Source organism: Pseudoalteromonas atlantica (genome assembly GCA_007988745.1).
In the GTDB taxonomy this organism is placed as follows: domain Bacteria; phylum Pseudomonadota; class Gammaproteobacteria; order Enterobacterales; family Alteromonadaceae; genus Pseudoalteromonas; species Pseudoalteromonas atlantica.
The window spans coordinates 1-25,052 of the sequence record BJUT01000016.1 but is presented as its reverse complement, the minus strand read 5'-3'; the positions used below and the strand labels follow the sequence as shown (position 1 = coordinate 25,052).

At 40.9% G+C, this 25,052-nt stretch carries 17 protein-coding genes and 1 pseudogene; 8 read left to right on the top strand and 10 right to left on the bottom strand.

The features are described 5' to 3' along the window. Positions 1-40 precede the first annotated feature (40 nt). On the top strand, positions 41-2,731 hold the full coding sequence (locus PAT01_RS08950; RefSeq protein ID WP_138579744.1) for a CHASE domain-containing protein: 2,691 nt from the start codon (positions 41-43) through the stop codon (positions 2,729-2,731). Between the two features lie 138 nt (positions 2,732-2,869). After that, positions 2,870-3,871, top strand: coding sequence for an adenosine deaminase (add, locus tag PAT01_RS08945; protein WP_055019972.1), 1,002 nt, complete (start codon positions 2,870-2,872; stop codon positions 3,869-3,871). A gap of 46 nt (positions 3,872-3,917) precedes the next feature. Here add and PAT01_RS08940 read toward each other — a convergent pair whose 3' ends face one another. The 4 genes from PAT01_RS08940 to PAT01_RS08925 all read right to left on the bottom strand — a co-directional run bounded on the left by PAT01_RS08940 (position 3,918) and on the right by PAT01_RS08925 (position 7,210). Then, on the bottom strand, positions 3,918-4,334 hold the full coding sequence (locus PAT01_RS08940) for a CBS domain-containing protein (protein WP_055255405.1): 417 nt from the start codon (positions 4,332-4,334) through the stop codon (positions 3,918-3,920). A 162-nt stretch (positions 4,335-4,496) separates the two neighbouring features. Continuing rightward, complete coding sequence (gene fre / locus PAT01_RS08935) at positions 4,497-5,210, bottom strand: NAD(P)H-flavin reductase (RefSeq protein ID WP_004588968.1); 714 nt, start codon at positions 5,208-5,210, stop codon at positions 4,497-4,499. Between the two features lie 103 nt (positions 5,211-5,313). Further along, the gene (gene ubiD / locus PAT01_RS08930) at positions 5,314-6,780 is read right to left on the bottom strand and encodes a 4-hydroxy-3-polyprenylbenzoate decarboxylase (RefSeq protein ID WP_024032061.1); all 1,467 of its coding nucleotides are present in this window, start codon (positions 6,778-6,780) and stop codon (positions 5,314-5,316) included. 136 nt (positions 6,781-6,916) lie between these two features. Continuing rightward, on the bottom strand, positions 6,917-7,210 hold the full coding sequence (locus PAT01_RS08925) for an MliC family protein (RefSeq protein ID WP_138579743.1): 294 nt from the start codon (positions 7,208-7,210) through the stop codon (positions 6,917-6,919). A 133-nt stretch (positions 7,211-7,343) separates the two neighbouring features. Between PAT01_RS08925 and PAT01_RS08920 the strand changes: the two genes are divergently transcribed. Both PAT01_RS08920 and PAT01_RS08915 read left to right on the top strand, forming a co-directional pair. After that, a complete protein-coding gene (locus tag PAT01_RS08920; protein WP_055255408.1) occupies positions 7,344-8,255 on the top strand; it encodes a DUF808 domain-containing protein in 912 nt (303 codons plus the stop codon). 115 nt (positions 8,256-8,370) lie between these two features. After that, positions 8,371-10,329 carry a S9 family peptidase gene (locus PAT01_RS08915; RefSeq protein ID WP_138579742.1) on the top strand — a complete coding sequence of 653 codons (1,959 nt, stop codon included), beginning with the start codon at positions 8,371-8,373 and terminating at the stop codon, positions 10,327-10,329. Between the two features lie 49 nt (positions 10,330-10,378). Here the strand turns inward: PAT01_RS08915 and PAT01_RS08910 are convergent, their stop codons facing one another. The 3 genes from PAT01_RS08910 to PAT01_RS08900 all read right to left on the bottom strand — a co-directional run bounded on the left by PAT01_RS08910 (position 10,379) and on the right by PAT01_RS08900 (position 15,044). Continuing rightward, a complete protein-coding gene (locus PAT01_RS08910; protein ID WP_138579741.1) occupies positions 10,379-11,320 on the bottom strand; it encodes a tetratricopeptide repeat protein in 942 nt (313 codons plus the stop codon). A gap of 93 nt (positions 11,321-11,413) precedes the next feature. After that, a complete protein-coding gene (locus PAT01_RS08905) occupies positions 11,414-12,814 on the bottom strand; it encodes a M20/M25/M40 family metallo-hydrolase (protein ID WP_154945361.1) in 1,401 nt (466 codons plus the stop codon). Between the two features lie 151 nt (positions 12,815-12,965). Next, entirely contained in the window at positions 12,966-15,044 is a 2,079-nt protein-coding gene (locus PAT01_RS08900; RefSeq protein WP_096738906.1) for a TonB-dependent siderophore receptor, read from the bottom strand. Positions 15,045-15,250: 206 nt separating this feature from the next. On the opposite strand from PAT01_RS08900, the gene dbpA reads away from it, so the two are divergent. Next, complete coding sequence (gene dbpA / locus PAT01_RS08895; RefSeq protein WP_154945360.1) at positions 15,251-16,639, top strand: ATP-dependent RNA helicase DbpA; 1,389 nt, start codon at positions 15,251-15,253, stop codon at positions 16,637-16,639. Here dbpA and PAT01_RS08890 read toward each other — a convergent pair. Continuing rightward, positions 16,640-17,204: pseudogene (locus tag PAT01_RS08890) on the bottom strand (DNA-J related domain-containing protein). Between the two features lie 75 nt (positions 17,205-17,279). On the opposite strand from PAT01_RS08890, the gene PAT01_RS08885 reads away from it, so the two are divergent. Then, positions 17,280-20,093, top strand: coding sequence for a tetratricopeptide repeat-containing hybrid sensor histidine kinase/response regulator (locus PAT01_RS08885; RefSeq protein ID WP_096738908.1), 2,814 nt, complete (start codon positions 17,280-17,282; stop codon positions 20,091-20,093). A 223-nt stretch (positions 20,094-20,316) separates the two neighbouring features. Here PAT01_RS08885 and rho read toward each other — a convergent pair whose 3' ends face one another. Further along, complete coding sequence (gene rho, locus PAT01_RS08880) at positions 20,317-21,576, bottom strand: transcription termination factor Rho (protein WP_004588958.1); 1,260 nt, start codon at positions 21,574-21,576, stop codon at positions 20,317-20,319. Positions 21,577-21,758: 182 nt separating this feature from the next. After that, positions 21,759-22,085: a thioredoxin TrxA gene (trxA, locus tag PAT01_RS08875; protein ID WP_004588957.1), complete on the bottom strand. Its 327-nt coding sequence runs from the start codon at positions 22,083-22,085 to the stop codon at positions 21,759-21,761. 91 nt (positions 22,086-22,176) lie between these two features. Here trxA and rhlB point away from each other — a divergent pair, with 91 nt between their 5' ends. Both rhlB and gppA read left to right on the top strand, forming a co-directional pair. Next, positions 22,177-23,454, top strand: a complete 1,278-nt coding sequence (rhlB, locus tag PAT01_RS08870; protein WP_054983731.1) for an ATP-dependent RNA helicase RhlB — start codon at positions 22,177-22,179, stop codon at positions 23,452-23,454. 44 nt (positions 23,455-23,498) lie between these two features. Continuing rightward, positions 23,499-24,992, top strand: a complete 1,494-nt coding sequence (gene gppA, locus PAT01_RS08865; protein ID WP_138579739.1) for a guanosine-5'-triphosphate,3'-diphosphate diphosphatase — start codon at positions 23,499-23,501, stop codon at positions 24,990-24,992. Positions 24,993-25,052 lie beyond the last annotated feature (60 nt).

Below are 25,052 nucleotides of genomic sequence, written 5' to 3'. Positions count from 1 at the left end.
CACTTATACTTTTGCAGCTTTGATATTCGGGAGCATTGGGTTGAAACACTTTTTCATTGTCACTGTAAGTTTAGCGTGCGCTTACTTTTTTACCGGATATTTCAGTAATTTACTATTAGCGATAGATGGCTACGCAGTGGCTGTGTGGCCGCCTTCGGGAATTGCGCTTGCTGGCTTTTTAATTTGGGGCAGAAAGAGCTTACTAGGTATTGTTTTAGGGGCTTTTTTTACTAACCTCATTCATTTAGAAAGCGCCTCAGCGATATTTCAGTTAAGTGTATTTATGCATGCTGCGGCTGTTACCTTTGCTGCTACTTTACAAGCATGGGTAGGTAGCCAATTGGTCACTAAAGTGATTAAAGCACCACTCGACTTATCTTCTTTAAAACACTGTATTCAAAGCCTCGTTGTTGCCGGCCCATTGTGCTGTGTTATAGCTGCAGGTGTAGGCACCAGCTTATTAATTTTTAATGGCGTTATTGTGTCTCAAGCCGGTTGGGATACGTTTATAGCGTGGTGGATAGGCGACAGTATTGGGGTGCTTGTTTTTACTCCGCTTATGCTAGCGGCATTTAACTATTCACAGGTAAATTATCGCCTACAAGTTATACTGCCCTCACTGTTAATTTATATGGTTATAAGTATTAGCTTTTATGGCGCGGCCAGTGTAAAAAAAGAAAAAAACATTCAAAAAGAAGAGCTGAAAATATTAGCCACTCAAGATGCTATTAACAATAAAATTAACGAAATAACAGCACACCTCGCCTTACTAGCGACCTTTTTTTCTAGTAGTGACGATGTGAGCTTTACTGAATTTAAGCAGTTTACTTCTAAGCAGCTTAGTTACAGCGAAGAAATTTTAGCATTTGAGTGGGTGCCCTACTTACCAAGTGAAAACCTAGCTCAGTATATAGAGGCTAATAACAACACAGAGCTGGCTAAATATAGCTTAAAAGAAAGAGCAAAAGATGGCAGTTGGCAGGCCGCTCCCCCACGAGATTTTTACTACCCCGTACAATACGCACATCCTTTGTCGGGAAATGAAGACGTAATTGGCTTTGATCTTGCCTCAAATGAGGTAAGGCGATCTGCATTAATAAAAGCAAAAGTGTTAAATGAGTTGGTGATCAGTGAGCCAATAAATTTAGTACAAAACGAAGCTGAGCGCGGCGTGTTGTTTTTTCATCCGGTGTTTGGCAACAATATTACCGAAGACGATTTTAAAGGTTTTGTGGTAGCCGTTGTTAGTTTAGAAAGACTATCAAACGCGGTGTTATTTGATCAAAATAACGGCGTTGCAGTGAGCTTTACAGACACCACAACAGAGAATAATGCACAGCCTATTTTTATTGCCGATCATCAACAACTATTGCCGTTAAAAGACTATAAGTTATTGGTAGGTAAGCGGGTGTGGCAGGTGGAGCTGCATCAGCCAATGCAACGAGAGTCATGGTTAGTTTACTGGCTTGCACAAATAGCCGGCATGTTATTTGTTTGGCTGCTTATTACCTTTTTAATATCGGTAACGGGTACCAACATTCGTATACGTGAGCAGGTAGCAAAACAAACTAAAATTTTACGTTTAGAAAAGCAAAAGGCCGATGAAGCCAATGAAATAAAAAGCCAATTTTTAGCAAATATGAGCCACGAAGTTCGCACGCCTATTAATGGTATTAAAGGGCTGCATTATTTAGCCCTACAGCAAAACGATTGGCAGCAAGCTCGCAGCTATATTGAGCAAGCAGATGGGGCACTGGGCGTACTGCTAAGAGTATTAAATGATGTGCTCGATTTTTCTAAAATGGAAGCAGGCAAACTTGATTTAATTCAAGAGCCAATTGATGTAGGCACACTCAGTGAAGAAGTGGCTAATTTGCTGCAGTTTGATATAGAAGCAAAGTCGCTAGAATTTATGCTTGATTACGATAAATCAAATAACTTGGTTATCAACACCGACCCAATACGCTTAAAACAAGTTTTGCTAAACCTAATCAATAATGCCATTAAGTTTACAGCCAAAGGCAGCATCACGCTTAAAGTGTGGCAATCTAAAAAAATGACTTACTTTAGCGTTAATGATACCGGTATTGGTATTAGTAAAGAGGCGCAAAAACAGCTCTTTAAACCGTTTGCACAAGCAGATAGCTCTACCTCGCGTCAATATGGAGGCACGGGCTTAGGTTTAAGTATATGCAAAAAGCTTGTAGAGTTGATGGGCGGAGAAATTGATTTAATAAGCCACGAAGGGCACGGTTCTACGTTTACTTTTAGCCTGCCAATTTATTCGCCGCTACCAAAGGCTGAGCAAATAAAGCAACAATATGATGAGATAGATGTTAGTACGCTTTCTTTTGCCGATTATAAATTATTGCTTGTTGAAGATAACCCATTAAATCAGCACGTCGCGAGCGCTATTTTAAAAACCAAAGGGTGCGTTGCTGATATTGCTAATGATGGTTTTGAGGCGATTGAAAAGCTGACAGAGCATACCTACGACATTGTGCTTATGGATATACAAATGCCAAAAATGGATGGCCTTGAAGCTACGCGAGTTATTCGTAATGAGCTTGGTTTGTTTGACCTACCTATTATTGGCTTATCTGCTAATGCCCACGATGACGATGTTAAAAAAGCAGTTGCCAGCGGTATGGATAATTATATTACTAAACCCATTGAAGCAAATACCTTATTTAAAACACTCTGGCATCACTTAGCTCATCAAAATAAGTGAACAAAAACCTAGTTTTGTTCACTTTTTGAGTAAAAAGCAGACATATGACCGCTAATATTTACTTTAACTGCTCTACACTTGAAAAATAACTGTACCTGCGTATCATGCGCGCAATTTTAACCTAACCGAGTCGCTATTATGATAAATAAAAAATTACCTCTGCTAGATATTCATCGTCATTTAGATGGCAATGTACGTGCGCAAACCATACTAGAGCTTGGTCGACAGTTTAATATTACGCTACCTGCTGATAACGTAGAGGCGCTTATCCCTCATGTACAAGTTATTGATCCTGAGCCTGATTTAATGGCTTTTTTACAAAAGCTCGACTGGGGGGTAACGGTACTGGGCGACTACGACGCCTGTAGACGCATTGCAGTTGAAAACATAGAAGATGCTCAAGCGCAGGGACTTGATTATGTAGAGCTTCGCTTTAGCCCGTATTATATGGCACAAAGCCAAGGCTTACACCCGCAAGGGGTGGTTGAGGCCGTGGTTGATGGTATTAAATCGGCTACTCAAGGCGCCAATATTAAAGCAAACTTAATTGGTATTATGTCGCGTACTTACGGTGTTAAAACTTGTCAGCAGGAGCTTGACGCATTACTTGCCTTTAAAAATGATTTAGTGGCGATTGATTTAGCCGGAGATGAAATTGGTTTTCCGGGAGAGCTTTTTGTCGAACAATTTAAGCAAGTAAGAGACGCTTACCTGGCCGCTACCATTCATGCCGGTGAAGCGCTGGGTGCAGCGAGTATTTGGCAAGCCATTAATGAATTAGGTGCAAGCCGTATAGGCCATGGGGTAAAAGCAATTGAAGACCCTAAACTAATGGACTACCTGCGCGATAACCGCATTGGTATTGAGTCGTGCTTAACCAGTAATATTCAAACCAGTACCGTAAACGATTTAGCTAAACACCCCCTTAAACAGTTTCTAGATCACGGTATTTTAGCGTGTATTAATACCGACGATCCGGCTGTAGAGGGCATTGAAATTGAGCATGAATACCTAGTGGCTGCGCCAAAGGCGGGTTTGACACAAGCCGATATGCATAAGGCGCAAGCTAATGCCTTAGAGATTGCATTTTTAAGCGATAGCGATAAAAACGCATTAACTGCGCTTGCTGCAGCACGTTAAACACGCTTAATACAAAAAATGCCGCTTATTAGCGGCATTTTTTATGTTAGCTTACTTTTGTTTGGCAGCTCACGTAATTATCAAACAGTGCTTTTAATACATCGCTTCGGCCAATCAGCCCTATCACGGTATCACCCTCAACAACGGGGTAGTTTTTTGGCTTTCCTGTTTTCATTTGCTCAGCAAGCTCGATAATGTTGGTATCGGCATTAACGGTTACAACATCGGTTTGCATAAGCTGCGAAACTTTTACAACGCCATCGCAAAAATAGCTGCTTCGCATTAATGGTTTTAACAGCTCTTGCTCAGATATAAAGCCAACCAGCGATTTATTGTCATCAAATACTGGTGCACCTAATAAGTTAAACTTTTGCAGCTCACTAATGGCGGTGGTCATTTCGGTATTTGGGGTAATGTGTGGCAACTTGCGTTGCATAAAATCTTTTACTTTTGTATTTAACATTTGGGTCTCTCCCGCTGATGTTCTATACAAAGTATGGTTTATAGATAGGAATTTAGGAAATTGTTTATACTGATTAAAGCAATAGGTTATACCAATTGATAGCTTAAATTTGATAGAAATAACAAAGGCGCCATGGGGCGCCTTTGTATTATAAATAAAAATTTATTTTATAAACGCGAATGCATCGGCGTACATGTTTTCGCGAACAGCACCGTGAGCAATAAAGTCATCACGGACAATGCCAATCATGTCAAAGCGACCAGCCATATAAATATCGTAAGGTTCTAACGACACAATATCTTGCATGACTGCTTTGTGTACAAACCCAGTATGGCCTTGCCAATTAGCTGATGGGTTTTCTACAACAGGAATAAATTTAAAGTGCTCGTTACTCTCTGCCCATGCTTGCATTTCGCTGTGAGCATACAATGCAGACTCTTCTTTAACACCCCAGTAAAATAGTACCGGGCGGTCGCAGTTAATTTCAGCTAAGTGATCAGCCATTGATTTTGCATAAGAAAAACCAGTGCCGCCAGCCAATAAAATAATAGGGCGCTCGCATTGTAGGCGTAGTTGCGATACACCAAGGCCGGCTTCTATATCTACCGGTGTATTATTTTGATGCGCATTACGCAAATGCTCAAGCGATTGCATTGCGTATGAATCGGCTTTAGATGCGCCAATATGAAGCTCTATTTCATCACATTGCGATGGACGACTTGCAATCGAAAATGCGCGCTTGTCTTTTTCGCCAAGTACAAGTTGCATGTATTGGCCAGCTTCAAACGTAACAGGTTGTTGAGGCTTTAAAATTACTTTATGAACAAATTCTGTAAGTGGGCTGATGGCAACAACTTCAGCTTTTAATGTTTGCATTTTTTACCTTTTAGCAGCGTTTACGCAGATATGCAGTTAAGTGGAGCAATATTAACATATCTGCGGGGTTATTTTATAGCCTGTTTATATTCACTAAGCGTGCTTAAAGTATATCGAGGCTTTGCCAAATTTCGTCAACACGATCTTTTGTCGCTTTATCCATGACAATTGGCTCGCCCCATTCGCGGTCGGTTTCACCTGGCCACTTATTTGTTGCATCCATACCCATTTTTGAGCCAAGCCCAGATACCGGCGATGCAAAATCGAGGTAATCTATTGGCGTGTTTTCAATTAATGTGGTGTCGCGCGCAGGGTCCATACGGGTAGTGATGGCCCAAATAACATCGTTCCAGTCACGGGCATTTACATCATCATCGCAAACAATAACAAACTTAGTGTACATAAACTGACGTAAAAACGACCATACGCCCATCATGACGCGCTTAGCATGGCCTGGGTATTGTTTTTTCATGGTTACCACGGCCATACGGTAAGAGCAGCCTTCGGGTGGTAAGTAAAAGTCGACGATTTCTGGAAACTGCTTTTGCAATATAGGCACAAACACTTCGTTTAATGCCACACCTAAAATAGCTGGCTCATCAGGTGGACGGCCGGTAAATGTACTATGGTAAATTGGGTTTTTACGGTGTGTTAAATGGGTCACTGTCATCACAGGAAAATCATCAACTTCATTGTAATAACCCGTGTGGTCGCCATATGGCCCCTCGGGAGCCATTTCGCCAGGCATAATGTAGCCTTCAAGTACTATTTCGGCACTGGCAGGGACCTGTAAGTCATTTGAAATTGACTTAACCACTTCTGTTTTACTACCGCGCAGTAAGCCAGCAAAGGCATATTCGCTTAACGTGTCTGGCACAGGTGTCACCGCACCTAAAATAGTGGCAGGATCAGCTCCTAATGCAACCGAAACTGGGTACGGTTCGCCGGGGTTTTCTTTACACCATTCTTGAAAATCGAGTGCGCCACCGCGATGCGATAACCAACGCATAATTATTTTATTTTTACCTAATAGCTGCTGGCGGTAAATACCCAAATTTTGGCGCTTTTTATAAGGCCCTTTGGTAACAGTTAAACCCCAAGTAATAAGGGGGGCGGCATCTCCAGGCCAGCAGTGCTGTATTGGTAACTTAGTTAAATCTACCTCGTCACCTTCTAGAACAACCTGTTGGCACGGTGCTTTTTTAACTTCTTTAGCCGGCATATTGAGTACTTGTTTAAATACCGGAATTTGCCCTAGTGCTTCTTTAATCCCTTTTGGTGGCTCGGGCTCTTTTAAAAAAGCGAGTAGCTTGCCAACTTCACGCAGCTCGCTTACATCTTCTTGGCCCATGCCCATAGCAACGCGCTTAGGTGTACCAAATAAGTTTGCAAGCACAGGCATGCTGTGACCTTTTGGGTTTTCGAACAATAATGCGGGGCCTTTAGCACGTAATGTACGGTCGGCTATTTCGGTCATTTCAAGATACGGGTCGATTTCTTGAGTAATACGTTTAAGTTCGCCTTTTTTTTCAAGCAAATCGATAAAATCACGTAAATCTTTATATTTCATGGTAGGCCGCTACTAAGCAAAAAGTGAAAGTATTATACCCAACTAAACAACAAATGCATGTGCAGTTGTTTAGCGTAAAAACAGGCTATTTATTACGATGAGAAAAAAGAAAAAGTTTAAATCGCGAACGACAAAATTATAAGGCGTCGGCTTGTTGAAGTTGGCAGTGGTATTTATTACCTGAAACAATCAACATCGCTTCATCGGCTTTAGACCAAAATAGCACTCGCTCATTAATATACTTTACCCCTGATGCGCTCGGCTCTTTATTAAGCGTATATGTTTGCTCATTTAAAGTAAGTGTTGCCCCCGCTCCTTGGCGGGCTAATTCTACTACGCGCTCGTTGCATAAGTAGTGGGTACTTTTAGACTCATTACTACAGGCTGATAAAACCAGCATGCTTGTAAAAATAACCACCAATGCTTTCATTAATATCCCCTAAGTAAGTTTGCCATTGATAAAAATCAGTGCGTTTAATCAGCATAACAAAGCAAAATTAACCGTTGGTGAAAATTACGGATTACGCTATGTTGATAGCATTATTTTTTAGCTAGGAAGCAACATGGCAGGCATTAACCTTTTAACATTACTTGATGATATAACCACCTTACTTGATGACATTGCCACAATGAGTAAAGTCGCCACTAAAAAAACAGCCGGTGTACTTGGTGACGACTTAGCACTTAATGCTCAGCAAGTTACAGGGGTTACAGCCGACCGCGAATTACCCGTAGTTTGGGCTGTGGCAAAGGGCTCATTTTTAAATAAAGCCATTTTGGTCCCTGGTGCATTGCTCATAAGTGTATGGCTGCCTTGGTTAATAACCCCGCTGCTAATAATCGGTGGCTTATTTTTATGTTTTGAAGGCGCTGAGAAAGTATTTGCTCGGTTTTTACCTCACCCCGAAAAAGAGGCTGATGAGTCGCAGCAATTAGACCCAGCTGAGTATGAAAAGCAAAAAGTAAAAGGAGCCATACGCACCGACTTTATTCTATCAGCCGAAATTATAGTGATCACCTTAGGAACGGTTGCAGGTGCCACACTTGTAAATCAGGCGCTTGTACTGTGTGTTATAGCCGTATTAATGACTATAGGTGTATACGGCCTTGTAGCCGGTATCGTAAAGCTTGATGACGCAGGGTTGTATTTGCTTAATCAATCAAAGGTGTCGGCTAATAAATTTAAAGAGATGCTTGGTAAGGGGTTATTAGCTGCAGCGCCAAGGCTTATGCAATTTTTAGCCTTTGCCGGCACGGTGGCCATGTTTTTAGTCGGTGGCGGCATTTTATCCCACGGTATTGAGCTACTACATCATTGGCAATTAGAAGTAATAGCCATAGGCAAGTCGTTATTAAATGGCACCGGCGAAACATTAGCCCCCCTTATATTTGACGGATTACTAGGAGTAGTAGCAGGGCTATGCATTGTTATTCTGCATTTAGTTTGGAGTAAGCTTACTAACCCTAAGCATTAGATTTATAACCCTATTAATTTACGCCTGTTTACATAAAGGGAAGAAGTATGGTGTATATTTTTGTTAAAAGTATGTAACATAAAAGCTCAATCAAAAATAAATAAAAGGAACTTTAATGAATAAGTTTTTGGCTTGTCTGTCTTTATTGCTGGCTAGTATTTTTAGCTCTCATACTACAGCAAGTAACGACTTGGTACCGATAGAAAGCTTTAGTAAAGATATAGAGTTTGCAGGTGTGAAAATTTCACCTGATGGAAAATACTTAGCTGTAATTACTCGCCCAGAAGGAAAAAATGTATTAATGGTGCTAAGCACTGATACATTTAAAGTAAGTCATGCAATTAGGTTTCCTAATGATGCCCAGGTTGGTAATTATTATTGGGTTAACAATGAAAGAATTGTACTGGCTAAAGAGTACATTAAAGGCTGGAAAGATCATCCCGAATTTCATGGTGAGCTTTTTGGTGTAAATGCTGATGGTAGCCGAGGCAAATATTTAGTGGGTTACCAAGGTGAAATGCAAACAGGAACCCGTATAAAAAAAGCGACACCCATACTTGGTACTTCTTATGTACTAGACCCGCTTATTCATGATAGGCGTAAAATGCTGATCCTAACCTACCCATGGAGCGCTTCAAATGAGCCGCATACAATAGTTTATGAAGTTGATATTTACAGCGGAAAGCGAAAAAGAGTCGCTCGCTCACCATCAAAAATGGCAGGCTTTTTAACAGATCATGATGGTAATGTGCGTGTTGCTGTTTCAAACGATGATTATATTAATCAAAAAATTTATACCCGTGAGAAGTCAGGTGGTGAATGGCAACAGCTTGATTTAGGAGAGTTAAAATACACTGATATTAGCCTCCATGCGTTTGATAGTACCGGTGCTTCTGTTTATGTTACAGCGTCAGAAAATGGCGAAGCAAAGGGGCTTTATAAACTAAATTTAGAGAGTAAAAAGTTTGAGCTTTTGCATAAAGAACCACAGGTCTCTCCAAAAAAAGTGTGGGTAGATGAAGTTTCTAAAGAATTATTCGCAATTGAAAATGAGCTTGGCTATCCTGCCTATTCCTTTATAAATAATTCACATAAAAGTGAGCGCTTAAAGGCATTAATACAATCCCTTCAAGGGCAGCAAGTTCAGCTTGTTAGTAGTACTGAAGATGGTGAGAAGAGTATTATCTTTGCGTCAAGCGATACTAACCCTGGCAGTTACTACTTGTTCGATGCCAAAAAGAATAGCTTACGCTTTTTGTTTGCGACTAAAAGCTGGATCAAGCCAAGTGAAATGGCTATAACCAAACCTGTAAATTATAAAGCGCGTGATGGCTTAACAATATACGGATATTTAACCATCCCTAATAATACTGATGAGAAAAACTTACCTTTAGTTGTTATGCCTCACGGTGGTCCTCATGGACCAAGAGATTGGTGGGGCTATGAGAGCGAAGCTCAGCTATTAGCCAGTAGAGGCATTGCAGTACTAAAAGTTAACTTTAGAGGCTCTGGTGGCTTTGGCCGCAACTTTGAACATGCCGGACATAAAAAATGGGGTGCTGAAATACAATACGACATTATTGACGGTGTAAAATACTTAATAGAGCAAGGCACTGTAAATAAAGATAATATTTGTATAATGGGCGCAAGTTTTGGTGGCTATTCGGCACTACAAAGTGCAATTTTAGAACCTGATATGTTTCAGTGTGCTATTGGTGTAGTTGGGGTGTACGATTTACCGCTAATGTTTGAAGAAGGCGATATCTCTGAACGTGACCGTGGACAGCGCTATCTTAAAAGCGCGCTTGGTACTGATGAGGCACTTTTAAAGCGTTTTTCACCTAGCTACAACATAGACAAGCTTAAAGCGCCAGTTTTAATTGTACATGGTGGGCAGGATGAAAGAGCACCAATTGAGCAAGCTGAGTCTTTAGTTGCAGCACTAAAAAAAGAAAACCATCCTTATATATACGAGTTACTTGAAGATGAAGGGCATGGCTTTTATAAAGCAGAGCACAGAACACGCTACTACAAGCAGGTACTTAACTTTTTAGATGAGCATATGACTTTCTAATTATAAGTATGAACGAAGATTGAAAATGGCCAGTTTAACTGGCCATTTTTTATTTGCAGTTTGCTTTATCACACATTTCCTCTAATTCTATTTTCGCTTTGCTATTACCTTGCGCTATTGCCTGCTCATACCAATGTTTTGCTGTTTGTACATTTTGAGTCACGCCTTGTCCATCTCGGTACATTTGCGCAAGATTGAGCTGCCCCCATTGCGAGCCGGCATTTGCGGCTAGAGTAAAACTCTCAAGCGCATCGCTATACTGTCCGTTTTTAAAATACGTAATGCCCTGTTGGTTATTTTTGTCGAGCTTTAAGCCTTTATATAGCGGTTTTGGTTTTGGCGGAAACATAACAAACCCACCATATAAACTATTTGCTGAGGGGCGCAGTACGTCGTAAATCACCCCGTCGTTGTAAAGTCTTTTTACTTCGCTACGAGGCAAAGTAATTTTGTCATCTGAGAAGTAACCTCTTTGTACTAATAAGCTGGTACGCATTGCAGTAGTAATGCCTTTGTTGCGCTTATAGCTGTAGTTACTTACTTGAAACGTAATAAACTGCTCGTCAAAACTTAAAACTTGCGCAACTTTTAAGTTGGTGAGTGTCCAGGGCTCATGAGTAAATTTATCAGCGTGTACTAAATACGTATCGTAGGCTTTAGGGTTAGTTAAGTAGCTTTGCTTTTGCGCTTGCGCAGCAGCGTGTTGTTGGTAAAAAAATAAACCCACCCATAACGCTAAAAATACCCCTATAAAGTATTTAGGTAGAGTGAAAATTTCAAACGTCGGTAACTGCTTTAATTTTACAGGCGTATTATGGCCGCATTGATAGCATTCGTATTTATAGTTTAGTGCTAAAGGTAGAACAGGAATAACCGTAAAGCGTAAAAAACGACTTTGGTTTATTAGATGATAGGCGCGGCTATGGCAGTTAGGGCAGCACTGTGTTTGTGCAAAATGAGGAAACGACTGACTCGTATTGAAAAGCAACATGCCCGCACACTCCTTGTTTTATTTAATTTATATAAAGGTAAAACAAGGAGTGCGTTTATCAAAGTGACAAACTGTAAGTAAGTATGTCAGTTATTAGTTAGCCTGCGCTTTCGGTTGAATTGTTGTTTTGGCATCTGCTGCCATTAACGCAAATACAGCATACGCAGCGGTATTTTGGCGCAGTTTAGCAGGCGTTACTTTATCGAGTGTGTCATCAGCTGTGTGATGGTAATCAAAGTAATCAGTGCCATCTTGGGCCAACTCAAATATAGGTGCCGACACCGCTTTTTTTAATGGGATTAAATCAGGCCCGCCGTTAGCCTGGTTTTTACCAATGTACTCAATGTTTAACGCAGCCAGCTCTTTTGCTATGGCACGTACTACTGGCAGAGAAGCCGCATTAACATTCGACTCAAAACCATATACTACATCGGCGCCAAAGTCCGACTCAGCAGCTGCAACTATATTATGTAAATCGCTTTTATGTTGTGCAAAGTAAGCTTTTGCACCCCAAAGCCCAAGTTCTTCTGCTGCAAACAGTACAACACGAATACTGCGCTTAGGGCGTTTAACATCGCTAATGTGTTTAGCCGCAGCCATTGTTAACGCAACTCCTGCGCCATCATCTAATGCGCCAGTGCCTAAATCCCACGAGTCTAGGTGGCCACCAATTAACACATATTGTTCTGGGTTTTCGGAGCCATTAAATTGGCCTATAACGTTATAGCTTGTGCCTTCTCCTAGGCTTTGTGTTTGTACATTTATATTAACCGTTACCTTTTTGTTTAAGGCCACTAAGCGCGCTATTTGATCCGCATCCGGGTTGGCAATAGTTACGTTAGGTATTTTTTTAACCCCTTCTTTATAGTAACTACCACCAGTGTGAGCAAAGCGATGGTGAGCTGTGCTCACTGAGCGCATCATGTAAGCAACCGCGCCTTTTTTTGCAGCTTCAATTGCGCCTGTGGCACGTGCTTTTACTGCGGGGCCGTATCCGTTGCCGTCTATGTCGCGGTTCATGCGGTAATTAATATAGGCAATTTTACCTTCTAAGCTATTTGCTGGTGCTGCAATTAGCTCATCCAATGTTTCAAACAACACAACCGGTGCACTAATGCCATCATCAGGTGTGCTTACACTGTTACCCAGCGCAGTTAAATGCAGAGGTTGCTCACTTGGGGTGAGTATTTTTCCGCTTTCGCTATAACGGCGCCATTTTGGAAATGTTGCTTCTTCAAGCCATACTTTATCAAAACCAAGTTCGTTAAATTTTGCTTTAGCCCATGCTACTGCTTTTTTATCGTTTTCAGTGCCGGGTAAGCGAGGGCCAACTTCTGTTGTGAGTGACTCGAGTAGCTCGTAGCTCAAATGGCTTTTAAGCGCAGCACTGCGCACCTCATCAACCTGTTGTAATTGCGTTGTGGTGAATTCTGCATTGTTTGCGCTAACGCTGAGGCTGCTAGTCATTAGTAGCGCTGTAATAATTTTTTTCATATAGAGTAAGCCTTTTTATAATTAAGTGTATTAGAGCACTTTTTAAAGGCTTTAAAAAATAGATGAGATGAATGCAGTGGTGTTTTTAATAGGCAGTAAAAAGCCCGCACAATTATTATTGTGCGGGCTTTATAAGTATAAGTTTTATAAATTAAAAGCTAAATTGAGCTGCTAGGCGTACATTTGTGCCTTCGCCCACGGTAACGTTGTTTAAGCCACCGCCGCCTAAGTAGTTTTCGTCTAATAGGTTTTCAATGTTTAAACGAAGGTTTACATCGGTTTTACTTACTTTAAGTTTGTAAGTTGCACCTACATCTACTCGTGTGTAAGCATCTTTTACTACTGTGTTTGCACTATCGGCAAAGCGCTCACCTTCATAAAATGCACCGGCATTAAATGCAATGGTGTCGTTTAACTCATAGCGAGTCCAAAGTGATGCAGACCATTTAGGAGCATCAGTGGGGCGTTTACCTTGTAGGTCTTCGTCACGCTCAAAATTTGCATCTAAGTACATAGTTGATGCCATAACAAATAAGCGATCGGTAGCTGCACCTTGCGCGCTTAGCTCAAGCCCTTTATGGCGTTGCTCGCCTACTTGGTTTGTTTCAGAGGTAAATTCGCCGACTGGCACTTCAAGTGCTTCGGTTACTAAGGTGCCTTTTTTGCTAATATCAAATACAGCACCGCTTAACATTAGGCGGTCATCAAATAGTTGCCATTTAACACCAATCTCTTTTTGCTCAGAGGTAACAGCATCAAGCTTCATACCGTTGTTGATGTCAGTTTCGCTTACTAATGTATCGCTACCTTGTGGCTCAAAACCTTCTGAGTAGCTAGCATAAATAGTCGCAGAAGGGTTAGGGTGATAAAGCACACCTACTTTTGGTACGAACGACTCGTTATCTGCGCCTTCTCTATTTTGCTCATCGTAACGGCCACCTAATGATACTTGCCACTGTGGCGAGAAAGTAATTAAGTCTTGAACGTAAATACCGTAGTAGTCGTATTCAGTTTCGCTAATAGTATCATCTGATTTATAGCTTACTGTTGGGCGGCTTGGCTCGTTTTGGCCAGCGGCAAAATCAAAATACTCTGCTGATGTACGGCGTTGTCCGTAATAGTAATCTAGCGAGTTTGCACCAATTAAAAACTGATGTTGTAAACTACCGGTTTTAAATTCGCCAACAAAATCAATAAATGCGGTTTTAAACTGCCAATCGTCAAAACGGTCGTAAGGGCGTGACTCATAGCTATCGCCTTCTACGAATGTGCTTGGCTTACGAGGTGCAGACTCAAAACGCTGGCGCTCAAATGTTTGCTCGTTGTAACCAAGCTTAACTTGCCAGTGATCGTTTAAGTACACTTCAAAATCTACGCCTAAGTTTTCTACTGTTATGTCGGTAAATGCCCAAGACATATCGCGAATAGTTTTGTCATCGCCAATCACATTGGCGTTGTCATCTATCCAAGCACCTGTATCAAGGCCTGCTTCGTCGTCTGTGCGGTCGTAATGTACACGTACTAATGCGTTGTCGCTTAAATCGTAATCAACAATTACAGCACCTAAAAAACGATCGCGTTCACGGTTTTCGCCGTTTTGGTATTCGCGCCAATAATCAACATCTTGTTTTACTAAAATACCGCGTGCGCGTAAATCTTCAGCGTCGGTAAGTGCACCAGCCGCGTCTAGCATAAAGCGGGTAGAGCCATGTTGGTCTACATCTGCGCTGGCGTTAAATAATGTAGTTGCCGTAGGCTTTTTTGTCACCATGTTAATCAAGCCACCTGGGCCTGATTGTCCGTATAAAATACTTGATGGGCCTTTAATAACTTCTACTTGTTGTAGAATTTCAATCGGTTGCTGGTAGTGAGACCAATGTTGGTGCCCGTCACGTAAGTAGCCTGTTGAAGAGCTAAGTTCAAAGCCGCGTAAGTTAAATACTTCACGGTTACGTTGCTGAGAGCCGGCAGTTAAGCTTGCATCGTTAGTAAGCACTTCGCCAAGTGTGGTTGCTAATTGCTCGCTAATTATTGTATCGCTAATAACAGTGACTGATTGCGCTGTTTCTAACAATGACGCTGATGTTCTCATTGCTCCGTTGGCGTTGTCGACTTTGTAGTCGTTGAAATAGCTGCCTTTAACTTCAATTCGCTCTAGGTCAGTAGGGGCGGCAAAGGCGCTTGTGCTAATGGCACCAACAAGTGCTACGTACAGTGAGTTTAGTTTCATCAATTACATCCAGTGTTAGGGTGTTAAAATTTTTCGAGGATCTTAATGAAAACTAGTATCATTTGCAACTTTTTTATTAACAAGGATTAACGCATCGTAAAATAATGCACATCGGGTATTAATGGTTGCCTAACCTGAATTCTGCTATTATAGAGCCATATTTTGGGGCTAAGCCCTGTGTTGTTTTTATTATTTTGGAATTTATTGTGACTTCTACTGCATTTTCATCTTTGGCTTTACCTGCTGGTTTAGTTGATAATTTATCAACACTTGGCTACTCGCAAATGACGCCTGTACAAGCGCAAAGCCTGCCACCTGTACTTGAAGGTAAAGACATTATTGCACAGGCAAAAACCGGTTCAGGTAAAACTGCTGCTTTTAGTTTAGGTGTGTTAGCTAAATTAAATGTAAAACGTTTTCGTATTCAATCGCTTGTACTTTGTCCAACGCGCGAGCTGGCTGAGCAAGTGGCGGTAGAAATGCGTAAACTTGCCCGCGGTATTCACAATATTAAAATTTTAACCTTGTGTGGCGGGGTTTCTATTGGCCCACAAATAGGCTCGCTTGAGCATGGCGCGCACATTATTGTGGGTACACCTGGGCGAGTAGACGATCATATTCGTAAAGGTACACTGCGTTTAGACGACGTTGAAACGCTGGTACTTGATGAGGCAGATCAAATGCTCGATATGGGTTTTCAAGATACCCTTGATGCCATTATTGAGCGCATACCGCAAAATCGTCAAACGTTGTTATTTAGTGCTACCTTTCCGCGTGCAATTGAAGCGATTGCAAAGCGCGTATTAAAAAATCCAGAGATGATAAAAGTAGAAGAAGAGCAAGAAAAAAGCACAATAAAGCAATACTTTTACAAAATGGACAACAACAAACAGCGTTACTCAACACTTAAATTATTACTACTTAAATTTACACCACAAAGCTGTGTTGTTTTTTGTAATACCAAGGTAGAAACACAACAAGTTTGTGATGATTTAGCAAGTGAAGGCTTTAGCGCAGTGGCGTTGCACGGTGATTTAGAGCAGCGTGATCGCGAGCGTACGTTAATTCATTTTGCTAATAAGAGCGCCTCAATATTAGTTGCTACCGATGTTGCCGCGCGTGGCTTAGATATTGACGACATGGACATAGTAATAAATTACCACTTAGCACACGACCCACAAACCCATGTACACCGTGTAGGGCGCACAGGCCGAGCGGGTAAAAAAGGCATTGCATGCTCTATTTACGGTGAGGCTGAGCAGTTTAAAGTGGCGCAAATAGGCGACCATTACGAACGAGACTTTTTGCCAGAGCCAATGCCTGCTTTTAGTTTATTAGAAAAGCCGCCTTACAAGCCTGAAATGGTTACCCTAATGATCGACTCGGGCAAAAAGCAAAAAGTGCGCGCTGGTGATATTTTAGGTGCACTTACTGGCAAAGATGGTGTTGCAGGACGCCAAGTAGGTAAAATAAATGTACTTGATAACGTTGCCTTTGTAGCCGTTGAGCGCAATGCATCAAAACCTGCGCTACGTAAATTAACCGAGGGCAATATTAAAGGGCGTAAAATTCGTGCCCGTCGCCTTACCCGTTAATTACCTGTTTTGAGCAGCTAGCTTTAGCTGCTCATACTCGGCTCTTATTTGTCTAAATTTACATGCACTCCCAGTTTGCTTATCGGGATGATGTTTTAATGCCAATTGCCGCCAGCGCTTTTGTAGCATAGCCAGGCTAAAGTTTGGCGGTAGTTGCCAAGCCTTAAGTAATGGCTCAATTTGCCCAACTGGTTGCTTTATTAGTGGGTTAAATTGCTGCCAAAAACTATCTAATAATGCCTCTATGTCTTTGGCACTGGTGTCGTAGTTTTCCCAGTTTAAATAGTAACTTTTTAAATGGGACTGCGTTGCTACATTGCTACTTGGCTCTGTAAGTTCAATATGTAATGACGATATAATTAAGTGCTTGGGTAATAGCTGTGTTTGCAGCTCAAATAAAGCATTCATAATTAAAAAAATTCTTTTTAAATAAATTTTGCTCAGGGTTTGCATCTAAAGGTGGTAACACCCCTTGTTGAGCGAGCGTTGCAGCTAAGATATGAACTTTCCAAACACGCTGAGTTAAAAGTAGCTCAAAAATCTCATCAATCAGGGGGTTAAGCATTGTTTGCACTCGTTTTGTTGTGTATCTTCAATAAAGATTACACTGACTAAAGCTAAAGTTTGAAGGAATAATATTATGCAAGGCAAATTGAAGTGCCTTTTATTTGTTTTATGTTGTGTGTTCATACTGCCAAGCTTTGCTCAAAATAGTGTATCTTTATTTGATGAATTTAAAAAAGAGCAGCAGTGGGACGTAAAACTCACGCTCGGTAATGCGCTGCTTGAAGCAAAAAATATCACAGAATCCCAAAAGGTCAGTGTGTATTCTGAACTTGCCGATTTAGCCTTCTCCTCAGATGATTTTGAAAATGCCCTGCTGTATTTTAAAAAATTAGAACAGCACACTTCCTTAAACTACCTACCAGATATGCACTTTAGAGCCATTAAAATGCAAGGCGTTGTGTTTTATTTTCAGGGATATTTTCAGCAAGCTATTGTTGAATATAGCCGCGCCATGGTGATTGTTGAAAAAAACAATAAGCAAGTAGAGCTTGCAAACCTGCTAAGTAATATTGGTTTAGCGTACTTCGAAATGAATAATATGGAGCTAACGCTCGAATATTATTTAAAAGCAAAAGAGATTTATGAGAAAAAGGGCAGTGCTCAAGACCAAGCTGATATTTTGCTAAATATAGCAGGGGTGTACATTAGGTTATCACGTTACGAAAGCGCCATTTTATTTTATAAAGAAGTACTTAAAGTTTATCAAAAATTAGCTGATACCAGCGGCATAGCGCAAGTTAACAATAATTTAGGGGTTGCTTACTACGAAAGTTCGCAATTAGATTTAGCGCTGCATTATTACCAAATGGCACTGCGCTATTATATTTCTACCAATGATTATAATAAGTTATCTACCCAATATACTAATTTAGCAAACATCAATTTAATTCTTAATAATGTGGATGTTGCCTACGAGCAAGCTAAATTGGGGGTGCAAAATGCCCTTAAAATTGCTAATCACAGCTTAGAGCTTAACGCCTTACATGCACTGGCTAAAATACAATTTGTGAGAGGCGAGCTTGCTGATTCGCAAAAAAGCCTAGATAAAGCAACCGATTTGGCCACACAATATAATAGTGTGCGTATCAAGCGCGATGCTTTTGGTACACGCTCGCTCCTAGAGGCAAGCAAAGGCAACTACGCTGAGGCATTAACTCTGCACGAAAAGTTTGTAGCAGAGCAGCGCGGTATAAATAGCGAAACAATTACCAGCGCTTTAGCTGTACTGCAAAATCAATTTAAAGCTACTCAGTTAAATCAAGAAATTCAAAAGCTGAAGCAAGAACGAAAAGTACAAAAGTTAAAAATGAGCCAACGTTCGCAGCTTACGGTTTTTATTTTTGTTTTATTATTTTTAGTAATTGTAACGGGTACCGCGCTTTATCGTCGGGGCGCCGAAAAGCGTGCTAAGCAGTTATTAAAAGAACAAGTTGCGCAGCGTACAGCAGAGCTACAAGCTATTGCCCAAGAGCTACGAGAAGCAAATGATGTTAAAAGCCAGTTTTTGGCAAATATTAGCCATGAAATTAGAACCCCGCTCACCGCTATTTTAGGCCAAACAGATGATTTAATTAATGGTTTGTACGAGCCTGAAAACCTACAAGATGAATTAAAAATAATTCAACGACATAGCGATCACTTAAAAAGTTTAATTAATGACGTACTCGATTTAAGTAAAATAGAAGCAAACAGATTAGAGCTTAATATTTCGTGCTTTGACATAGTGCAGCTAGTTAGCGATGTACATGCCATGTTTATTACGCAGGCTAAGGCGAAGCATTTACAAATTCGTTTTGATAACCATGTAGGCAATGCGTTTTATACCAAGCTCGATTTAATGCGGGTGAAGCAAATACTCATTAATTTATGTGCTAATGCTGTTAAGTTTACGCAGGCGGGGCAGGTAGTTGTGTCTTTAAACAAAACCGAGCAAGGGCTTGTTTTTATAGTTAAAGACACCGGTATTGGCATGAATTCATCACAGCTAAAACAAATATTTGAATGCTTTAGCCAAGCCGATAACAGTATTAGTCGCCGCTTTGGTGGCACCGGGTTAGGGCTTAGTTTGTCTCAACAGTTAGCCTCTATGATGGGCGGCTACATTAGCGTACAAAGTGAGTTTAAACGCGGAAGTCAGTTTTCGCTGTTTTTACCCTGTATAGAAGTTGAAAAAGAGCTAGATGAGTACGAACATGTAAGCGCCGCTGAACAGGTTAAGCAGTTAACCGGGCGTGTAGTACTGGCTGAGGATCATCCCGACAATCGCAGACTCATAAGTCGTTATTTACGTTCTATGGGGCTTGAAGTTATTGCGGTAGAAAATGGCGAGCAAGCGGTTGAGAAGTGCCTACAAATATACCCAGACCTCGTGCTGCTTGATATACAAATGCCTATTATGGACGGGCGTGCTGCGTTTTCGTTGTTGCAACAGTGCGGCTTTCAAGCGCCTATTTTTGCTTTAACGGCCAATGCAATGAGCCATGAAGTTGATGATTATCTTGCCCTAGGGTTTACAGGGTATTTAGGTAAGCCATTAGATAAAAACGCGTTTTATAACACCCTTGCCCAGCATTTAGGTGAAGCAAAACAAGAGGCAGCCTATACAGCTAAGATAGACATGAGCGACTTAGTAACAAGTTTTAAGCAAAGCTTCACGTTTGAAAGCGAAACCATAAGTCAGCACCATAATAGTAATGACCTAGAGGCACTACAAAAAGACAGCCATCGTATTTTAGGCGCTGCGCAAATGTTTGCGTTAGACGATATTGCCAAAGCCGCTAAAAATCTCGATATGGCTTTACTCAATAAACAAAGCCAAAGTAAAGAACACATTCAAAAGCTTGTAGATGAATTACAGCGTGTACTTAAAAAATATAACGAGAGTTAATTATACCAATCGTGTTAGGTTATTAGACATTTATAGCGACAGATAAATAGAGTGGTCATAAGGCATAAGTTTTGACACCTAGTTGTTCTACATAAGAAATTTATAACGCCATTAACGCTTTATTTAGTATGCTAGAAAGGCTAAATATCTAAGCCGATTGGTATTAGTCGTTTAAACATAAAAAAAGCGCCCTAGGCGCTTTTTTTATATAACGAAAACGCGCTTATTGGCGTTTCATCGAATCGAAGAATTCATCGTTCGTTTTGCTCATAGAAAGCTTATCAATTAAGAATTCCATAGCATCAATCTCTGACATTTCATGAACAATCTTACGTAAAATCCACAGCTTTTGTAGCTCATCTGGCTTAGTAAGTAGTTCTTCACGACGCGTACCAGAGCGGTTAAAGTCGATGGCAGGGAATACACGCTTTTCAGCAATCTTACGATTTAAGTGTAGTTCCATGTTACCGGTACCTTTAAACTCTTCGTAGATAACTTCATCCATTTTAGAGCCCGTGTCGATAAGAGCTGTAGCTATAATCGTTAAGCTACCGCCTTCTTCAACATTACGTGCAGCACCAAAGAAGCGCTTAGGCTTGTGCAATGCGTTAGCATCAACACCACCGGTAAGTACTTTACCTGATGAAGGAATCACGGTGTTGTAAGCACGTGCTAAACGGGTGATTGAATCAAGCAAGATAACCACATCTTTTTTGTGCTCAACTAAACGTTTTGCTTTTTCAATAACCATTTCTGCAACTTGTACGTGGCGAGAAGCTGGCTCATCAAACGTTGATGCAATAACTTCACCTTTAACGAGGCGCTGCATCTCGGTTACTTCCTCCGGACGCTCATCAATAAGTAAAACCATTAATGTAACATCTGGGTGATTGTGAGTAATTGATTGTGCAATGTTTTGCAGTAGCATTGTTTTACCCGCTTTAGGCGGTGCTACTAACAAACCACGTTGGCCACGGCCAATTGGAGATGCTAAATCAAGTACACGAGCGGTAATGTCTTCTTTACTGCCGTTACCGCGTTCCATACGAAAACGTTCGTTTGCATGTAGTGGGGTAAGGTTTTCAAAAAGAATTTTAGTGCGAGAGTTTTCAGGTTTATCGAAGTTAACTTCATTTACTTTTAATAAAGCAAAGTAGCGTTCGCCATCTTTAGGTGGACGAATAAGCCCTGAAATAGAATCGCCAGTACGCATGCTGAAACGGCGAATTTGGCTTGGAGATACATAAATATCATCTGGGCCAGCTAAGTAAGATGCTTCTGATGATCTTAAAAAACCAAAACCATCTTGTAAAATCTCTAGTACACCGCCACCGAAGATGTTCTCTCCGCCTTTGGCATGTGCTTTAAGAATAGCAAAAATGATATCTTGCTTTCTTAAGCGGGCTACGTTTTCGAGCCCCATGGACTCAGCTAAGTTTACAAGTTCTTTTATAGACTTGTCTTTTAATTCGCGTAAATGCATATTGGTGGGTTCTTTATTACAATTGTCATACTCAAAATCGCTTTGATAGTTGAGTGAGGTTTGTTGAATATAACTAAGGATTAGTTGGCTTTATAAACTAGCAGTTCACTGGCATAGCGTCCAGTCTTTATACAAAATAAACACAAAAAAAGGGCAAAAACGCCCTTTTTTTTAATTTTTACTTAGATATTGTTTTCTAAGAACTCGATAAGTTGAGTTTTAGAAAGCGCACCAACTTTCGTTGCAGCTACTTGACCGTCTTTAAAAAGAAGCAGAGTAGGAATACCACGAATACCAAATTTAGGCGGTGTACCCGCGTTTTGGTCGATGTTTAATTTAGCAACTGTTACACGGCTTTCGTATTCATCAGCTACTTCATTAAGGATAGGGGCGATCATTTTACAAGGTCCGCACCACTCAGCCCAAAAATCTACTAGTACAGGCTTGTCTGATTGTAATACGTCAGCTTCAAAGCTATCGTCAGTAATTTGGATTATTTTCTCGCTCATTGCGCTCTCCGATTTAGTTAGGCGAAATATTTAGTGCGTATTTAAACACTCTTGTTTCTTATTGCAAGTTTAAACGTTATGCTTAAACGCTATGACTAAGACACATTTGACCGATAAAAAGTTTTCAGACTTTGCTATCGCACCGGAAGTGGTTGCCGGTTTAACCGAAAGTGGGTTTGAATATTGCACACCCATTCAAGCAAAATGCCTACCTTTTATTTGTGACGGACGCGATATCGCGGGCCAAGCACAAACAGGTACGGGCAAAACGTTGGCGTTTTTAACTGCCACGTGCCATCGGTTATTACAATCTAGCAAAGCACCTAGTAAACATCCAAGAGCCCTGATCATGGCCCCGACTCGGGAGCTTGCGATTCAGATACACAAAGATGCTAAAATTTTAGCGCCGCACTGTAATCTTAACTTAGGTTTAGTATATGGTGGCGAAGATTACGAAAAACAACGTGCACAATTAGAAAAAGGCGTTGATATTTTAATTGGTACTACAGGTCGACTAATCGATTTGTACAAGCAAGGCTGTTACACCCTTAATGAAATTGAGGTAGTTGTGCTTGATGAAGCCGATCGTATGTTCGATTTAGGCTTTATAAAAGACATTCGTTACATGTTCCGCCGCATGCCAGATACAGCAGATAGATTAAACCTATTATTTTCTGCCACGCTTTCTTATCGCGTGCAAGAACTTGCCTTTGAACATATGACCAACCCTGAGCACGTTCAAATCGAGCCAGACGTTAAAACAGGTAAGCGAATTAAAGAAGAGCTATTTCATCCTTCTCAAGAAGATAAAATTAAGCTGCTATTAACTTTAATTGAGGAAGAATGGCCAGACAAAGCCATTGTGTTTGCCAATACAAAGCACAGCTGTGAAACAGTGTATGCCTGGTTAAAAGCCGATGGCCACCGAGTAGGTATGCTCACTGGCGATGTAAACCAGAAAAAACGCCAATCTATATTAGCGCAATTCACCAAAGGCGAATTAGACTTTTTAGTGGCAACCGATGTGGCAGCACGTGGGCTACATATCCCTGAGGTAAGTCATGTATTTAACTTTGACCTGCCAGATGATTGTGAAGATTACGTTCACCGTATTGGCCGTACAGGTCGTGCGGGCGCATCAGGTCATGCAATTAGCTTTGCATGTGAGCAGTACGCTTATAACCTGCATGAAATAGAAGAGTATATAGAGCACAGCATTCCTTTATCACATTATGATAAAACCGCATTGCTAGATGATTTAACAAAGCCTACTATTCAAAGAAAGCGCAACTATTCTACAGGCCCACGTAATCGTAGTAATAATAACGGACGTCGCCCAAATAATAGTTACCAAAAAGGACGGTCGTAACTCGGCCGTTACTGTACGTAGTAGTAACTAGAGGTTTTTGAACGGTGGGGCAATTTAAACCGCAAAAAAATGTGTATGCAGTCATTGATTTAGGCTCAAATAGCTTTCATATGCTTATTGCTAAATCAATTGCTGGCGGCCTACAAACTATAGGCCGCGTTAAACGCAAAGTAAGATTAGCCGCAGGGCTTGATAAAGATAACGTATTAAGCACTGAGGCAATGCAGCGAGGCTGGGAGTGCCTTGCACTTTTTGCTGAGCGCCTACAAGACATTCCAAAACAAAATATAACCATAGTAGCAACGGCCACATTACGTCTTGCGACGAATGCCGATGTTTTCAAAGCACAAGCCGAAAAAATCTTAGGCCATACTATTAATGTAATAAGTGGTGAGCTAGAAGCACGCACTATTTATAAAGGCGTAGCACACACTTCATCATGCACTGGCAAGCAGCTAGTTATTGATATTGGTGGTGCAAGTACCGAAGTCGTTATAGGTAAGGGTTTTGAGGCACTGCACTATAAAAGCTTAAATATGGGGTGTGTTACTTATTTAGAACGCTATTTTAAAGATTGCCAATTAAGTGAAGCAAACTTTAACGCTGCCATCAAAGCTGCCCACGAAGTTATTGATGAAATTGCCCCTGAGTATAAACAAGCAGGTTGGCAAATTGCATCGGGTGCTTCTGGCACAGTGCAAGCCATTCAAGAAATAATGGTTGCGCAACACTTAGATGAACTACTCACCCTAGAAAAGCTAAATAAAATAAAAGAGCAATCAATAACGTTTAGCACTATCGCTGCACTAGACTTACCTGGTCTAAGCGAAGAGCGTAGATTAGTTTTTGTATCTGGCCTAGCTATCTTAATTGCGCTATTTGAATCGCTTGAAATTGAAAAAATGGGATTAGCTGGCGGTGCACTTCGCGAAGGTGTGCTTTACAGTATGGTGCCCGAGCTTCATAACAACGACATTCGTAAACGCACCGTTGATGGGTTTATGGACCGTTACCATGTTGATCAAAAGCAAGCTAATCGGGTATCGAGCTTAGTTATTCAACTGGCAGAACAAGTAGGTGAAAGCTGGCCGCTTGTTAGTGAAAATGCGTTGCCGCTTTTAAAAGCCGCAGCACAACTACACGAAATTGGTTTATTAATAGAGTACAAGCAATATCACAAGCACACAGCCTACATTATAGAAAACACCGATATGCCAGGTTTTTCACAATCTGAACATAAAGTGATTGCAGCTGTTGCTAATGCACATCGCTCCGATATTCAAAAAGGCAGCTTCGACGCTCTAGGTGCACATAGTACACTTACCCAATACTTAGTTAGGTTATTAAGAATTGCCGTAATATTATCGATGCGCCGACAAGACGACGTACTTCCTAGAATAGAGTTATCTGTAGAAAAAGACACCTTAGACTTAAAGTTTGCCAATAACTGGTTAAAAGAACACCCTCTTATGGCTAGTGAGCTACAACAAGAGTCTAAATTGCAAAGTAAACTCGGTTGGAAACTCATCGTAAACTAATATAAAAGGCCCGTAAGTGCCTTTTTAGTGTTTAAAGTAACCACTTTGCTTCAATTTCAC

Coding starts and splice junctions, on each gene's coding strand:
- PAT01_RS08905 (WP_154945361.1), bottom strand. CDS start 12,814: ATGAAAAAAATTATTACAGCGCTACTAATGACTAGCAGCCTCAGCGTT.
- PAT01_RS08940 (WP_055255405.1), bottom strand. CDS start 4,334: ATGTTAAATACAAAAGTAAAAGATTTTATGCAACGCAAGTTGCCACAC.
- rhlB (WP_054983731.1), top strand. CDS start 22,177: ATGACTAAGACACATTTGACCGATAAAAAGTTTTCAGACTTTGCTATC.
- PAT01_RS08925 (WP_138579743.1), bottom strand. CDS start 7,210: ATGAAAGCATTGGTGGTTATTTTTACAAGCATGCTGGTTTTATCAGCC.
- rho (WP_004588958.1), bottom strand. CDS start 21,576: ATGCATTTACGCGAATTAAAAGACAAGTCTATAAAAGAACTTGTAAAC.
- fre (WP_004588968.1), bottom strand. CDS start 5,210: ATGCAAACATTAAAAGCTGAAGTTGTTGCCATCAGCCCACTTACAGAA.
- PAT01_RS08915 (WP_138579742.1), top strand. CDS start 8,371: ATGAATAAGTTTTTGGCTTGTCTGTCTTTATTGCTGGCTAGTATTTTT.
- trxA (WP_004588957.1), bottom strand. CDS start 22,085: ATGAGCGAGAAAATAATCCAAATTACTGACGATAGCTTTGAAGCTGAC.
- PAT01_RS08910 (WP_138579741.1), bottom strand. CDS start 11,320: ATGTTGCTTTTCAATACGAGTCAGTCGTTTCCTCATTTTGCACAAACA.
- ubiD (WP_024032061.1), bottom strand. CDS start 6,780: ATGAAATATAAAGATTTACGTGATTTTATCGATTTGCTTGAAAAAAAA.
- add (WP_055019972.1), top strand. CDS start 2,870: ATGATAAATAAAAAATTACCTCTGCTAGATATTCATCGTCATTTAGAT.
- PAT01_RS08885 (WP_096738908.1), top strand. CDS start 17,280: ATGCAAGGCAAATTGAAGTGCCTTTTATTTGTTTTATGTTGTGTGTTC.
- PAT01_RS08920 (WP_055255408.1), top strand. CDS start 7,344: ATGGCAGGCATTAACCTTTTAACATTACTTGATGATATAACCACCTTA.
- PAT01_RS08900 (WP_096738906.1), bottom strand. CDS start 15,044: ATGAAACTAAACTCACTGTACGTAGCACTTGTTGGTGCCATTAGCACA.